The organism is Pseudomonas sp. R5(2019) (assembly GCF_009905435.1).
Taxonomy (GTDB): Bacteria; Pseudomonadota; Gammaproteobacteria; order Pseudomonadales; family Pseudomonadaceae; genus Aquipseudomonas.
In genome coordinates this window covers 1-14459 of sequence record NZ_JAAAMT010000082.1, presented here as the reverse complement: position 1 = coordinate 14459, position 14459 = coordinate 1, and the positions used below count along the sequence as shown (strand labels likewise).

Genomic DNA, 14459 nt, shown 5'->3' with positions numbered 1-14459 from the left:
CGATGGGCCGCGCAGCGGCCCCGGAGGCCATTGGCATCTGTGATTGAGCCAGCGAGTGCAGGTGATTTCAGAATCGCCGGGGCCGCTTCGCGGCCCATCGCGGCCAGGTCCGCTCCTACATGGATTTCGGCGGTTCATCCCTTAACTGACTGGCATTGAGGCAAGCCTTGCTCCTACAGTCTCGCTCAACATCGGTGTGTCTCCAGAAATTGGGCTCTGTCTCAGGTCGCTCAACCCTCCTGCTCGCAATTGACCATCCACGACACCCCGAAATGGTCCGTCAGCATGCCAAAGCGCACCGCCCAGAAGGTCTGTTCCAGCGGCATCTGGATCGTGCCCTTGGCAGCCAGCGCGGCAAACACGCGCTCGGCTTCGGCAATGCTGTTCACTTGCAGCGCCACGGAAAAGCCCTGAAATCCGTCGGTCGCTCGGTCCGGTGTGGTATCCGAGCCCATCAACGCCTGATCGCCGACCTCCAGGCGGGTATGGATGATGAGGCTGTGGAATTGCGCTGGCGTATGATCCCGGGCCGGGGTATCGCCAAAGGTGGTCATCACTTCAAGCTTGCCCTGCAGCGCCTGGGCGTAAAAGGTGAAGGCGTCTTTGCAATCGCCGTTGAAGATCAGGTATGGATTGATTTTCATGCTCAGCTCCAGAAGTACTTACTCGTTTTTATCGGCCATCTGCGCCCGTAGCCGGTCTTCTTGCTCGCGCAGTTCGGGGGTGAATTCCTCGCCGAAATCTTCGGCTTCGAACACAGGGCGAATCTCGATCTCGCAGGCGGACTCAAACGGCGGCGGGCAACGTTTGACCCACTCGATGGCGTGCTCCAGCGAGTCCACCTTGAACAGCCAGAACCCGGCGATCTGCTGATCGGTGGGGGTGAAAGGGCCGGGGACCACCTCGCGGGCGGTCCCGTCAAACCGCACGCGCACGCCTTTGCCGGTGGGGTGCAGACCTTCGCCGGCCTGCATGATGCCGGCCTTCACCAGCTCTTCGTTGTACTGACCCATCGCCGTCAGCAGCGCTTGGCTGGGCATCACGCCGGTTTCGGAATCCCTGGTGGCCTTGACAATTACCATGCAACGCATCGTTGTCTCTCCGTTGAGTGAGACAACCAGTCTAGTCGAGCGCCAATGCCGGGCACTTCCGACCGTCCGATCAGAAGGTTGCGCTGCCATGCAGAAGGTCAAGTTCGACGGTTACCGGATCATGGCCCGCATCGACGGCGACAAGTTCAACTCTCTTCGAGCGTCTGGACGCGCTCCCTGAAGACCCCTGGGCGCAGCTTGGTAAAACCCGGCAATCGATCACCGCCGACATGCGGCGGCGGCTTGGGTTGAAGTAGCCGGGTCACCGTGTCCGCAACGTGGCCAGTGCCGCCCCTGCAATGATCAGCCCGGCAGCGATCAGCAGCATCGGGTTGGCAGGGCTGGCGCCGACGGCGATCAGCAGCAGGGTCGAGACCAGCGGCGCGAGGTAGGAGAGGGCGCCGAGCATCCCCAGGCTACCGTGCTTGGTGGCGTGGTCCCAGGCGAAAAACGCCAGGCCCACCGGCCCCAGTCCGAGGCCGACGATGGCCGCCCACTGGGGGGCGGTCGGTGGCACCCAGGTTTCGAACAGGCCGTGACAGACCCCGCCTGCCACCGTGACCAGCCCGCAGATCGCGCCGATCACGTTACTGGAAACGCCTCTGAAACGGCGATTGATCACCGAGTAGCTCGACCACACCAACGCGCAGCCGAAGGCGGCGGCATAGCCGAGCCACGGTGTTTGCAGCAGCTGCGCTTCGTTGCGTTGTTGCAGGATAAACGCCGTGCCGGCCAGCCCCAGCAAGGCACCGAGCACTTGCCGCCATTGCAGGCCCTGACGCGCTGCCAGTGCCGAGAGCAACACGATCAGCAGCGGCCACAGGTAGGCGATCAGGCTGGCCTGGGCGGCCGGTGCGACCTTGAGGGCGTAAAAGTACAGGGCGTGGTAAGCGAAGATGCCGCCGAAACCGGTGACCCACACGGCCCAGGGCTGACGCCATTGTTTAAAACCTTCCACGCCGCGACAACCGATCACACCGACACTGGCCATGAACGCGACCGCGAAACTCAAGGCCAGCAACTGGAAGGCGGGAATGCCTTCGGTGAGGGTGGTCAACAGCGCCAGGCACGACCAGAGCAGCACGGCAATGACACCGATGGCGGTCGCATAAAGGCTGTTTTGTGAAGTGGATGAGTGCAGCGCCGCCTGGGCCATCTGGCCGCTCCTGAAGGTATTGTCTGGAGCGCCAAGGGTAGGGCTGCTGCTTGAGGGTGTCTTGATCAATCCTGCAGGGAATGTGTTTACACCTGCAGATCGGCGGTGAAGCATTCGCGGGCAAGCCGCAACACCTGTAGGAGCGGACCCGGCCGCGATGGGCTGCGAAGCGGCCCCGGCGATTCTGAAACCGCCGGCACTCGCAAGCTGAGTCGCAGATGTCACAGGCCCAAGGGGCCGCTGCGCGGCCCATCGCGGCCAGGTCCGCTCCTACATCATTAGAGTTGCGATTCCTTAACTCTTGCGCAGCGCACTTGGCGACGGATAGCCGGCCTTTTTCAGTGCATGGTTCAGGGCACTGTGATCGGCATAGCCCACCCGGTGCGCCACTTCGGTGATTGACAGTTCCGAGCTGCCCAGCAGCGCCATGGCCTTGTCCAGACGCCGCCGGGACAACCAGGCGCGCGGCGTACAGCCAAGCTCTGCATTGAACAGCACATACAACTGCCGCTCGCTGGTGCCGCAGGCGCGGGCGATGCGTTGGGCGCTGAGCGGTTCGTCAAGGTGCCGGTCGATATAGGCCTGGGCGCGCGCCACGCATTGCCGCGCTCGGCGCATCGGTGCTTGCGGGGCGCCCAGCAGTGAACTCAGTAATAGCTGGCTCCAGGCCCCCACCAGCCCCACGTCACCCGCCAGTTGCCCTGGACTGGACGCGGCGAAATCGAGCAGGTGACGCAGTGCCGGGCTGATCGTGAAGAACCCCTGATCCGCCAGCCGCTGGTGATCGCCCTCAAGGGCGCCATGACCGATATCCAGTACCAGAAAGCGGTTGGCGTGTTCGGCCAGGAAGGCATGCGTACTGCCGGCCGGAATGACCACGCCCTGTTGCGCATCCACCCGCCCGCCGTGCCCTTCTACTTCCAGGTCCAGGGTGCCCGCCTGGGGCAGCACGATCTGGTGAAACGAATGATCGTGCTGTTGCACCTCGCCAGAGTAGGTACGCAAGGACAGCGAGAGAGGCTGTTGAGTGAAGGTGTGATTCATTTCAGTGGAAAAGTCCGCAATTTTCCAAGGCCCACAGTGTAACCCCAAACGACTCCAGCATGACCAGCAAGCTTGCGAGGAGGTTTTCAGTACCGGTCGGACGAATGGCCTGCATTTGTGACTGTATGGTCTAGGCTGGAAATTATCAGTCACAGCCCAGGAGTGAGCTTATGAGTGAAGAGTTGGAAATCTTGAAGTCACCTGAGGAAGATGGATCGCAAACGGGCCATTGCTGCCTGGGCGAGTACGATCTGCGGACGAAAATGGGTTATGGGTTTGACGAGGAAGAGGAGGAAGAGGAGGAGTGAGAGTGGACTGGGGATCGGTTGTGGCCGTTTCCCCTCACCCTAACCCTCTCCCTGGGGAGAGGGTTACTTCGGCTCAAGACTTAGCCAACAACCCCTTCAAAATCCCTTTCGCCTCCGGCGTATTCAACCGCTCCACAAACAACTGATTCTCCCTGCGCAGCGTTTCCTCCAGGACCGCCTGCTGCGGCGCCTTCATCAATCGCTTGCTGATCCGCACCGACGCCTGAGGCAGCGCCATCACCCGTTGCGCTGCCTCGCGAGCCGCTTGCAGGCACTCGGCGCCGGTCTCGAAAGCCTGGTTGGCCAGCCCCCATTCCACCGCCTGCGCACCCGACAAGCCATCACCCCAGAGCAACAAGCGAGCCGCTCGCGCTTGGCCGAGCAGCTGAGGCAGCAGCAGGCTGGCGCCGAATTCCGGGCACAGGCCGAGGTTGACGAAGGGCATGCGCAGTTTGGCGGTGCGGGTCACCAGCACCTGATCGCAATGCAACAGCACGGTGGTGCCAATGCCGATGGCGGCGCCGCACACCGCGGCGATCAGCGGCTTGTCCAGGGCCACCACGGCGCGCATCAGGCGAAAGGCCGGGCTGTCCATGTCCTTGGGCGGGCTGTCGAGAAAGTCCTGCAAGTCGTTGCCAGCGGTGAAGCACTGTTCGCCACCGGTGAGGAGGATGGCCTGCACGCTGTCGTCTTCGGCGGCGGCGAAAAACAGGTCGGCGAGCCGGTCGTACATGGCATTGCTCAGGGCATTGAGCTTGTCCGGGCGGTTGAGGGTGAGGGTGAGCAGACCAGCGTGTTGTTCTTGTTGGATCAGGTTGTTCATAAGAGGCCCTGTGGGAGTTGTCAGAAGGTCGGCGGGGTGATCACCCAGATCACCACGGCATCGACCTCGCCGGGGTTTCCATAGCGGTGCGGTTCCTGGCTTGAGAAGCTGAAACTGTCACCTTCGTCCAGCAGGAAATGCCGCTCGCCCACCCAGAGTTCAAAGCGCCCACTGAGCAGGTAACCGGCTTCCTCGCCTTCGTGGCTGTAATTCTCGTGGCTATAAGTGCCGGGGGGAAACCTCGAATGGAGTATCTCCAGCTGGCGATTGGGTTGCGGGGTCAACAAGTGGTCGACCATGCCGTCTTCGTAATGGATCGCCATGCGGCTGTTCTTGCGCACCACATAGCCGTTGTCTTCGGGGTCGCTATTGGTTTCGCTGGCGAAAAACCACTGGATGGTCACGCCCAGGCTGCGGGCGATATTGAACAGCGCCGCAATGGAAGGGTAGGCGAGGTTGCGCTCCAGCTGGCTGATGTAGCCCGCCGTGAGCTCGCAGCGTTCGGCAAGCTCGGTCAGGGTCAGGCCGCGGCGCTTGCGCAGGCCGCGAATGCGGGTGCCGAGAAAGTGCGTCTGCGCGGCATCGGCGGCAGGCGCCGCGGGAATATGGCGAGAAATCATAAGCAGCTCTGATCCGCAGCAAAGCGTCGGAGTATAAACAACCTCAGAGCGCCCAGGCGACTTGCAGGCCTTCGAATATCGCTTCCTCGGCGGTGCGCGGTGCCAGGCAATCGCCGATGCGCCGCACCTCGGTCAGGCCTTGCAGCTGGTCGGCCAGGGTGTCTACCGGCTGATGGCCGTTGCACAGCACCAGTGTGTCGATGCCCTCGAACAGCATCGGCACGCCGCTGGCGGTGTGTTGCAGGTAGACGGTGTTGTCATCGCAGCCGAACAGCCGCGCGTAAGGCGTGATGGGCAAGCCCAGCCGGTGCAGTTCGCCGGCCAGTTGGTCACGCACGTACAGCGGCAGGTTTTCCCCGCAGTGGGTGCCGTTGACCGCCAGTTGCACCTGATGCCCGGCGCGCAGCAGGCGTTCGGCTATGCCCGGGCCGATCCAGTCGCAGCGCCAGTCGAAGACCAGCACCGAACGGCCCAGTGGCACCTCGTCGCGCAGCACCTGCCAGGCGTCGACCACTTGCAACTCGCCGCCGCGCTCGAACGCCGGCCAGTAAGGTACAGCGCCGGTAGCGACGATCACGCAGTCCGGTTTCTCGCGCTCGACCAGCGCCCGGTCGACCCGGGTGTTGCGCAGCACGCGCACCCCCGCCAGTTCCATCTCCCGTTGCAGATTGGTGCTGGCGCCGCCGAACTCGGCCCGGCGTGGCAGCAACTGCGCCAGCAGCACTTGGCCACCCAGCTGGGCAGCGGCTTCACACAAGGTCACCTCATGGCCGCGCCGGGCCGCGACGGCGGCGGCTTTCATGCCGGCCGGGCCACCGCCGGCGACCAGCACGCGCTTGCGTCGAATCGCCGGTTGCTGCGCGCCATAGCGCAGCTCGCGCCCGGTCTCGGGGTGCTGAATGCAGGAGATCGGCAGGCCCTTGTGAAAGTGGCCGATACAGGCCTGATTGCAGGCGATGCAGGCCCGCACGTTTTCAACGTCACCGGTTGAAGTTTTGACCGGCATGCGCGGGTCGCAGATCAGCGCCCGGGTCATGCCGCAGACATCGGCCTGACCACGGGCGAGCATCAACTCGGCCTCCTGAGGCTGGTTGATGCGGCCGGTGACGAACAGCGGGATGTTCAGCGCGGCCTTGAAGGTGCCGGCGTTCTTGGCCAGGTAAGCCGCTTCGATCGCCATGGGCGGGACGATATGCACCGCGCCACCCAGCGAGGCCGAAGTGCCGGCGACGATATGCAGGTAGTCCAGTTCGGTTTGCAAGGCCTGGGCCGCGGCCAGCGATTCATCTTCGCTCAGGCCCTGGTCGTCGCGCTCATCGGCAGAAATCCGCAGGCCGACGATAAAGTCCTCGCTCGTGGCTGCGCGCACCGCCGCAATCACTTCGCGCAAGAATCTCAAGCGCTGCTCCAGGTCGCCGTTGTAGCCGTCGGTGCGCTGGTTGACGCGCGGATTGATGAACTGGGCCGGCAAATAGCCGTGGCTGGCGACGATTTCGACACCGTCCAGCCCGGCCTGGTGCAGACGCCGGGCGGCGGCGCCGTAGCCTGCGACTATTGCATCCAGCGTGGCCTGGTCCAGCGCCCGGGGCATGACGCGAAAGCGTTCGTTGGGCACGGCCGAGGCCGAATAGGCGACGCTGAGCAGCCCGTCGGCGGACTCCATGATTTCCCGGCCCGGATGGAACAATTGCGAGAACACCAGCGTGCCGTGAGCGTGGCAGGCGTCGGCGAGGGTTCGGTAACCGTCGATGCAGCGATCATCGGTGGCCATCAGCACATGGGAGGTGTAGCGGGCGCTGTCGTGTACGCCGGCCACCTGCAACACAATCAGGCCAACGCCGCCTTCGGCCCGCGCCTGGTGATAGGCGATCAGCGGCTCGTTAACCCGATTGTCGGTGGGCATGGAGGTGTCGTGGCCGCTGGACATGATGCGGTTTTTCAGGCGCTTGCCACGGATCTGCAACGGTTCGAACAGGTGCGCGAAAGCAGTGGGCGACGACATGGACAAGCTCCTTTTGCCCGTTGCGGGCGGTTTTTGTTTTCCCTATAAAAATTTACCCTCAGTTAAAAATCAACTTGTTTTTTAACTTTGATGCCGGAACATCTGGCCACACTGACCGATCCGGACGCCCTGCAACTGGCCTGGGCGGCGCTGCTGCGGCGGGTCGACCGGGTAGCACCGGGCTATCGCGATTGACGCCGCGCCCCCTACTTGCTGTACATTCGTTCAACGCACGCCCAGGCGCCCGGTCGCGGATACCTGGCCCGGGCTGACGAAGACCGACAACAGCAGAGGCCATGCATGACCCAGGAAGCTCGTTTTTCCCGGCTGGAGCCGGAGTTGCGCAAGGCCAACCTGATCGAGGCGACCCTGACCTGCCTCAAGCTCTACGGCTTCCAGGGCGCCTCGATTCGCAAGATCAGCGCCCAGGCCGGGGTTTCGGTGGGGCTGATCAATCACCACTATTGCGGCAAGGACGAGTTGGTCGCCGAGGCCTACCTGTCGATCACCGGTCGCGTGCTCGGCCTGTTGCGTGGCGCGGTCGAGGCCGCACCGCCCGGCGCCCGCCCGCGACTGTCGGCATTTTTCAACGGCTCGTTTTGCCCCGAACTGCTCGACCCGCAACTGCTCGACGCCTGGCTGGCCTTCTGGGGTGCGGTGAAAACCGCCGAGGCCATCAACCAGGCCCACGAGCATTCCTATGGCGAATACCGCGCGGTGCTGCGCGATGTGCTGATCGAGTTGGCAGCCGAAGAGGGCTGGCAAGCCTTTGACGCGGAATTGGCCGCCATCAGCCTGAGCGCCTTGCTCGACGGCTTGTGGCTGGAGTCGGGCCTGAACCCGGGGACCTTCTCGCCCGCCCAGGGCATCCAGATTTGCGAAGCCTGGGTGGACGGCCTGCAAGCCGGCGGGCACAAGCGCTTCTGCGAGTCGACCAACAACTGTTGATCGGCCGTTCAGCAATGGCTACTCTGCCTCGGCGCGGTCCCGACCGCAGGCAACCCCTCTAATAAGAAACGGCCCCGGCCTTGCGCTCGGCGGCACTGGCAGGACACCAAGCGATGACTCCTCGGGTACTGATCGTCGATGACGATCCGCTGATTCGCGAACTTCTTCACAATTACCTGCAACAGGAAGGCTACGACGTGCACTGCGCCACCACCGCAGAGCAGGCCGAAGTGCATTTGGCGAGCTCGCCGGTCGACCTGGTAATGCTCGACATCCGCTTGCCCGGCAAGGACGGCCTGACCTTGACCCGCGAGCTGCGAGTGCGCTCGGAAGTCGGCATCATCCTCATCACCGGTCGCAATGACGACATCGACCGGATTGTCGGCCTTGAATGCGGCGCCGACGATTACGTGATCAAACCCCTGAACCCCCGCGAGCTGGTGTCGCGCGCCAAAAACCTGATCCGCCGGGTTCGCCATGCGCAAACCCAGGTGCCGGCCGCCCCGGCGCAACGCCAGTCGCTCAAGCACTTTTCCCATTGGGCGCTGGACACCGACCGGCGTCGCCTGATTGACCGTGACGGCGGCGAAACCTTGCTGACCCATGGCGAATACCAGCTGCTCTGCGTGTTCCTGCGCAACAGCGGCCACACCCTGAGCCGCGACCAATTGATGGACCAGATCCGCAACCGCGAATGGGTGCCCAACGACCGCTCCATCGACGTGCTGGTCGGCCGCCTGCGCCGCAAGCTGCACGACGACCCGGCCGAACCACAGCTGATCATCACCATCCACGGCGCCGGCTATTTGTTCAGCGCCAGCGTGGCGGCGGCCTGAGCGCCATGCGCTGGCTGGCTGTGTTAATGGTGCTCTTGGGTGGCCAGGCAGCGGCGGCACAGACCGTGCGCTACTGCGACTACCCGGTGTACCCGCCGATCTCCTGGAGCGATGGCAGCCAGGTGCGCGGCGTGGCGCCGAACGTGGTCAAGGCCGTGTTCGGCAAGCTCGGTTATCAGGTAGAAACCGTGGTGCTCGGTAACTGGCAGCGCTGCCTGCTCGATGCGGCGCAAGGGCGGGTTGATGTGGTGCTCGCCTACAGCTCGCCCGAGCGTGAACAGAGCCTGCAGTTCTCCCAAGTGCCGGTGCTGCGCGAAGAGGTGGCGGTGTTCGTCAACCGTCGCCACCCGGTGCAATTCAACCGCCTCGACGATCTAGCCCAGTACCGCGGCGGCCTGCTGTTTGGTGAAAGCTATGGCCCGGACTTCGACCGCTTCGTGGCCCGTCACGGCAATATCGAATGGGTCGCCGGCAGCCAGCAGAATTTCGGCAAGCTGATTCGCGGCCGCATCGACTTCATCACCCACGAGCGCCGCACCGGCCTGCTTTACGTCGAACACTTGCCCGGTGCGGCGGACATCCAGGCACTGCCCAAGGCGCTGAGCGTGGACTACCTGCGCCTGGCGGTGTCGCGCCGCTCGGGGCTGGCCGAACGGATGCCAGAGATCGACGCGCAGTTGCAGCAGTTGGTCGACAGCGGCCAGATCCAGCGTTGGCTGGATGAAAGCGAGGTGACCTACCGTGACATGATCAACCTGCCGGCGGACGCGCGATGATGACCGTGCCCCGCGGCCTGCTGCGCCGCCTGTTGCTGTACATCCTGTTGTTCAGCCTGTGCTTTACCGTGCTGGCCAGCAGCGTGCAGCTGTACATCGAATACCGCCGGGAAATGCGCGATATCGACGCGCGCCTGCAACTGATCCGCGACGGCTATCTGGCCAGCCTGGACCGCAGCCTCTGGGACCTCAATCAGGAGTTGCTGAACGTGCAGATGCGCGGTCTGGTGGACTTTCCCGATGTCGCCCGGGTGCGCTTGCGCAGCGCGGACTTTCAGTTGCTGCAAGGCACGCCCGAGCCGGTCGGGCCGCTGCGAATCGAACGCTTTGCCTTGAACTACCAGCCACCCACCGGTGAGCTGCGCGAGTTGGGCGAACTGGAAGTCAGCGTCGACCTCGGTGCGGTTTATCGGCGCCTGTACGCCACCGGCTTGACCAGCCTGTTATGGATGGGCGCGTTTCTCTGCGGCCTGGCGGTGGTGCTGTCTGGCCTGTTCTATCGGCTGGTGACCCGGCACCTGCAAGTGATGGCCGAGTTCGCCCGCCGCATCGCCGAGGGCGAGTGGCACGAACCGCTGCGCCTGGCCCGGCGCAACAGCGCTGCGGCGGATGAAATCGACACGGTCGCCCATGCGCTGGATGACATGCGCCGGGCGATCCTCAGCGACATCGACCGCCGCGAAGAAGACCGCCTGGCCTTGCAGGACAAGCGCGACGAGCTGCAGCGCCAGGTCGAGCGGCGTACTGCCAGCCTGTTGCGGGCCAAGGACGATGCCGAGGCCGCCAACCTCGCCAAGTCGCGCTTTCTGGCGACCATGAGCCATGAACTGCGCACGCCCTTGAACGGCATTCTCGGCATGGCCGAACTGCTGCGCGATGCGCCCCTGGGCGAGTTGGATGCCCGCCGCTTGCAGGCCTTGAGCAAGGCCGGCGAGGGCCTGTTGTCGATCCTCAACGAGGTGCTGGATTTCGCCCGCCTGGAGGAGGGGGAAAGCCATCCGCAAGCGCTGGATTTCTCGTTGCGCCAGCTCTGCGACGAAGTCATCACCTTGTTGGAACCCAAGGCCCGGGCCAACGGCACGGTGCTGCACTGGCGCTTCGACCCTGAGCTGTGGGCGCGTGTTCACGGTGCCGAGCAGTTCCTGCGCCAGGTGCTGAGCAACCTGTTGGCCAATGCCATCAAGTTCACCGAGGGCGGCGAGATCCGCGTCGAGGTCGATGTGCTCGACAGCAGCGAAACGGGGCAGCGCATACAAGTCAGTGTCAGCGATGACGGCATCGGTATCGAGCACGCGGTGCAGGCAAGGATTTTCGAGCGCTTCACCCAGGCCAGCGAGGACGTGGCCCGTCGTTACGGCGGCACCGGCTTGGGCCTGGCGATCTGCAAACACTTGCTGGAGCGCCTGGGCGGGCGGATCGGGGTCGACAGTGAGGTGGGGCAGGGCAGTTGCTTCTGGTTCGAGTTGACCCTGGCCGCCGCTGATGAGTCGCGGGCCCCCGCGCCGACAGCCCTCGCCGGGCCTGCACTGAAGGTGCTGGTGGTGGAAGATGTGGCCTTGAACCGCGAAGTGGTCAGCGGCCTGTTGGTCCGTGATGGTCACCGCGTGAACCTGGCTGAAGATGCCGAGGCGGCGCTGGCGCAGTGCCGTGTCGAGCGCTTCGATTTGATCCTGCTGGACGTGCACCTGCCGGGGCGCTCCGGGGTCGAGTTGTGTCGGCAGCTGCGCAGCGAACCCGGGCCCAATCGGCAGTCGCGCATCTTTGCGCTCACGGCCGGGGTGCAGCCGACGGCGGTCAGTGGCTATCTGCAGGCGGGCATGCAAGGGGTGCTGGCCAAGCCGTTTCGTCTTGAAGACCTGCGTCAGGCGCTGGCGGGCGAGGCGTCGCCGGTGTCGGCTGCTGAAGAGGATGGGCTGATCGATGGGCAGTTGTTGGACACTCACCGCAGCTTGCTCGGCGAGCAAAAGCTGATGGGGTTGCTGAGTGTGCTGGACGGCTTGCTGTCCGAACATCAGCAGCCCCTGCTCGACGCCTTGCAGGCAGGTGATTGCGCGGAAGTGGCGCATCTGGCGCACCGCTTGGCCGGCAGTTGCGCCTCGCTTGGGTTCAGCGCCCTGGCAAACGTCTTGCAGACGCTGGAGGCGGCGGCGCTGATCGATGATATTTCCGCGCTCAAACCCCTCGCAGCCACCTTCACAAGCGTGTTGCAAGGGTCTCGCAGTGCTTTGCAGGATCTGCTGGAAGCCTGAGCCTATCGGGCCTGCACAAAGTTATTACGTTTTTTTACATCTTTGATCTCAGCCATCAACGCATCCTTACATGGCTTTCCAATAATCGTCTGCAACCGTCCCCGAGGCGGTCTTCAAGGCTTATTGGAGATAATAATAATGACAGGCCGTAACGCTGATCCTTTCCTTCATGACGATACCCCGTCGTCTGTCCCTCACCTCACTGCTGCGCGGGAGGTGTTCCATGGCTGAAGCCAAGCCACGTGATGGCATCCAACTGACCCGGGCGCTGAAAAGCCGGCATATCTTCATGCTGTCGCTGGGCGGCGTCATCGGCACCGGGCTGTTCATGGGCTCGGGCGTCACCATCAACCAGGGCGGTCCGTTCGGTGCGGTGCTGGCCTACCTGGTGGCGGGGTTGTTGATGTACCTGGTGATGGTCTGCCTGGGTGAACTGTCGGTGCAGATGCCGGTGTCCGGCTCGTTCCAGGCTCACGCCACACGCTACATCGGCCCGGCGACCGGGTTCATGATTGGCTGGGTGTACTGGATGAGCTGGGCCACCACCGTGGGCCTTGAGTTCACCGCCGCCGGCATGCTGATGACCCGCTGGTTTCCCGAGACACCGATCTGGTACTGGTCGGCGTTGTTCGTCGGCGTGCTGTTCGGCCTCAACGCCCTGGCCACCCGCGCCTTCGGCGAGGCCGAATACTGGTTCTCGGGCATCAAGGTGGCGGCGATCCTGGGCTTTATCGTGGTGGGTGTGCTGGTGATCTTCGGTGGTATCCCGCTGAGCAGCGGCGCACCTGCACCGATGCTTTCCAACCTGCTGGGTGACTCGTTGTTCCCCAACGGCTTCTCGGCCGTGTTCGCGGTCATGATGACGGTGGTCTACGCGTTCCAGGGCTGCGAGATCATGGGGGTTGCCGCCGGTGAAACCGACCAGCCGGAAAAAAGCATCCCGCGTGCCGTGCGCAACGTGGTGTTCCGCGTGCTGATCTTCTACGTGCTGGCGATTGTCGTGCTGTCGGCGATTGTGCCGTGGCAACAGGCCGGCCTGATGGAAAGCCCGTTTGTGCAGGTGTTCGACATGGTCGGTATTCCTTTTGCGGCCGACCTGATGAACTTCGTGATCCTGACCGCGATCCTTTCGGTGGGCAACTCCGGCCTCTACGCCTCGACGCGAATCCTCTGGGCCATGTCGAAAACCGGCATGGCGCCACGCAGCCTGACGACCTTGAGTTCCCGTGGTGTGCCGCTGCGGGCGTTGAGCATCACCCTGTGTTTTGCCCTGCTGTCGCTGCTGACCAGCTTCATCGCGGCCGACACGCTGTTCATGGTGCTGATGGCCGTGAGCGGCATGGCCGGCACGGTGACCTGGATCGTTATTGCGCTGGCGCAGTACCGATTCCGTCGTGAGTTCATCCGTGACGGCGGCAAGGTCAGCGACCTGAAATACTCGGCGCCGTTCTTCCCGTGGTTGCCGCTGGCGTGCATTGCGCTGTGCTGCTCGTTGTTTGTGTTTCTGGCGATCGATCCGTCGCAGCGGCCTTCACTGTATTGGGGCGGTGGGTTTATGGCGCTGTGTTATGGGGCGTATTTTGTGATTCAGCGCAAGCGGCGGGGTGGGGCGGGGGAAACTGTGCCTTCCGCCTGAGTTTTGGATGGGCTTTGAGAAGATTCGCGGGCATGCCTTGGCTTGTCCGCGAATAGCCCTACACAACAATCTCAGAGTTCTTTGGTGCTGCTTCTGAATTCCTGTCACCGGTCATCAGGCAAAAGAAATATCCTACGAAACCTGTCGCCTGCCATGACCTTGTCCCTGGGAAGCTCGATCCCTAGTCTTCTTCGGCCGCTGAATGTTCAGCGGTCGGGTGTGGAAACCCGGGTGTATTTAGAAGATATGAAGGCGCTAGCTTGCTTCGCTTTATGGCAGCTGTGCGTGGGAGGACTTTGGTCCTGCCGGGTCTTCTATTTTCTCCCCGGTTTTCCACCCTGCGCACAGTTGCCACCCAATCGTGTGGAAACGAACGGATCGCAACTTTATCTGGAGAAAATAGATGAAGAGAACTATCCCCGACCCACCCCTTGAATCCCTCAAAACCCGCAGAACCCCCTTCGGCTCTTGCAACGCCCCACACGGCCCGCTGTTCGCCGTCATCGAAGGCATCCCCGCCGAAGACGCCCTGATCCACGCCTCCCTGCACATCAAATGCATCATCGCCACCACCCAGCACGCCGTCGGCCATACCGACGACGAAGGCCGTGGCATGTTGTGGTCGGCGGTGCATTCGGCCGAAATGGCCATGGCATTGATCGATGGCTTGCTCGATGACCTGGAGGCCGAGCAAGAAAAGGCCGCCCAGGCCCGAGCGCTCTAAAACCTCGCTACCCGCGCTGCAGGCGCCGCGGTGTCTCTGATACACCGCGTTGCCTGCATCGCGAGCAAGCTCCTACCCAAAGCCATGCCCTGCCAAGTCTGCGCGGGGTGCTCAAATCCATGTAGGAGCGGACCTGGCCGCGATGGGCTGCGCAGCAGCCCCCGAGGCCGGTGATATCTACGACAAGCCCTGGGAGTGCGGGCGGTTTCGGAATCGCCGGGGCCGCTTCGCAGCCCATCGCGGCCA

At 63.4% G+C, this 14459-nt stretch carries 14 protein-coding genes and 1 pseudogene; 8 read left to right on the top strand and 7 right to left on the bottom strand.

The window, feature by feature from the left end; all coding sequences use genetic code 11:
• Positions 1 to 230: 230 nt before the first annotated feature.
• The 4 genes from GUY40_RS27460 to GUY40_RS27445 form a co-directional block, all read right to left on the bottom strand.
• Complete coding sequence (locus GUY40_RS27460; RefSeq protein ID WP_166572047.1) at positions 231 to 644, bottom strand: VOC family protein; 414 nt, start codon at positions 642 to 644, stop codon at positions 231 to 233.
• Between the two features lie 18 nt (positions 645 to 662).
• On the bottom strand, positions 663 to 1091 hold the full coding sequence (locus tag GUY40_RS27455; RefSeq protein ID WP_166572046.1) for a YciI family protein: 429 nt from the start codon (positions 1089 to 1091) through the stop codon (positions 663 to 665).
• A 262-nt stretch (positions 1092 to 1353) separates the two neighbouring features.
• Positions 1354 to 2247 carry a DMT family transporter gene (locus tag GUY40_RS27450; RefSeq protein WP_166572045.1) on the bottom strand — a complete coding sequence of 298 codons (894 nt, stop codon included), beginning with the start codon at positions 2245 to 2247 and terminating at the stop codon, positions 1354 to 1356.
• Between the two features lie 294 nt (positions 2248 to 2541).
• Positions 2542 to 3291: an AraC family transcriptional regulator gene (locus GUY40_RS27445; protein WP_166572044.1), complete on the bottom strand. Its 750-nt coding sequence runs from the start codon at positions 3289 to 3291 to the stop codon at positions 2542 to 2544.
• A 170-nt stretch (positions 3292 to 3461) separates the two neighbouring features.
• Here GUY40_RS27445 and GUY40_RS27440 point away from each other — a divergent pair, with 170 nt between their 5' ends.
• Positions 3462 to 3599, top strand: a complete 138-nt coding sequence (locus GUY40_RS27440; protein WP_166572043.1) for a hypothetical protein — start codon at positions 3462 to 3464, stop codon at positions 3597 to 3599.
• Positions 3600 to 3672: 73 nt separating this feature from the next.
• On the opposite strand, the gene GUY40_RS27435 is transcribed toward GUY40_RS27440, so the two are convergent.
• The 3 genes from GUY40_RS27435 to GUY40_RS27425 are packed head-to-tail and all read right to left on the bottom strand — an operon-like array spanning position 3673 to position 7044.
• Positions 3673 to 4422: an enoyl-CoA hydratase-related protein gene (locus tag GUY40_RS27435; protein ID WP_166572042.1), complete on the bottom strand. Its 750-nt coding sequence runs from the start codon at positions 4420 to 4422 to the stop codon at positions 3673 to 3675.
• Positions 4423 to 4442: 20 nt separating this feature from the next.
• Positions 4443 to 5042: a helix-turn-helix domain-containing protein gene (locus tag GUY40_RS27430; protein WP_166572041.1), complete on the bottom strand. Its 600-nt coding sequence runs from the start codon at positions 5040 to 5042 to the stop codon at positions 4443 to 4445.
• Positions 5043 to 5085: 43 nt separating this feature from the next.
• Positions 5086 to 7044, bottom strand: coding sequence for an FAD-dependent oxidoreductase (locus GUY40_RS27425; RefSeq protein ID WP_166572040.1), 1959 nt, complete (start codon positions 7042 to 7044; stop codon positions 5086 to 5088).
• A gap of 111 nt (positions 7045 to 7155) precedes the next feature.
• On the opposite strand from GUY40_RS27425, the pseudogene GUY40_RS27420 reads away from it, so the two are divergent.
• The 7 genes and pseudogenes from GUY40_RS27420 to GUY40_RS27390 form a co-directional block, all read left to right on the top strand.
• Positions 7156 to 7239 (top strand): annotated as a pseudogene (locus GUY40_RS27420) (class II aldolase/adducin family protein); the annotation flags it as partial.
• Between the two features lie 105 nt (positions 7240 to 7344).
• Entirely contained in the window at positions 7345 to 7992 is a 648-nt protein-coding gene (locus GUY40_RS27415) for a TetR family transcriptional regulator C-terminal domain-containing protein (protein ID WP_166572039.1), read from the top strand.
• Between the two features lie 113 nt (positions 7993 to 8105).
• The gene (locus tag GUY40_RS27410; RefSeq protein ID WP_166572038.1) at positions 8106 to 8828 is read left to right on the top strand and encodes a response regulator; all 723 of its coding nucleotides are present in this window, start codon (positions 8106 to 8108) and stop codon (positions 8826 to 8828) included.
• A gap of 5 nt (positions 8829 to 8833) precedes the next feature.
• Positions 8834 to 9604 carry an ABC transporter substrate-binding protein gene (locus GUY40_RS27405; RefSeq protein ID WP_166572037.1) on the top strand — a complete coding sequence of 257 codons (771 nt, stop codon included), beginning with the start codon at positions 8834 to 8836 and terminating at the stop codon, positions 9602 to 9604.
• Positions 9601 to 11853 (top strand): ATP-binding protein, encoded by a 2253-nt coding sequence (locus GUY40_RS27400; RefSeq protein WP_166572036.1) that lies wholly within the window; start codon positions 9601 to 9603, stop codon positions 11851 to 11853. Before GUY40_RS27405 ends, GUY40_RS27400 begins: the two co-directional genes overlap by 4 nt.
• 223 nt (positions 11854 to 12076) lie before the next feature.
• Positions 12077 to 13489: an amino acid permease gene (locus GUY40_RS27395; RefSeq protein ID WP_166572035.1), complete on the top strand. Its 1413-nt coding sequence runs from the start codon at positions 12077 to 12079 to the stop codon at positions 13487 to 13489.
• Positions 13490 to 13892: 403 nt separating this feature from the next.
• A complete protein-coding gene (locus tag GUY40_RS27390) occupies positions 13893 to 14213 on the top strand; it encodes a DUF6124 family protein (protein ID WP_166572034.1) in 321 nt (106 codons plus the stop codon).
• Positions 14214 to 14459 lie beyond the last annotated feature (246 nt).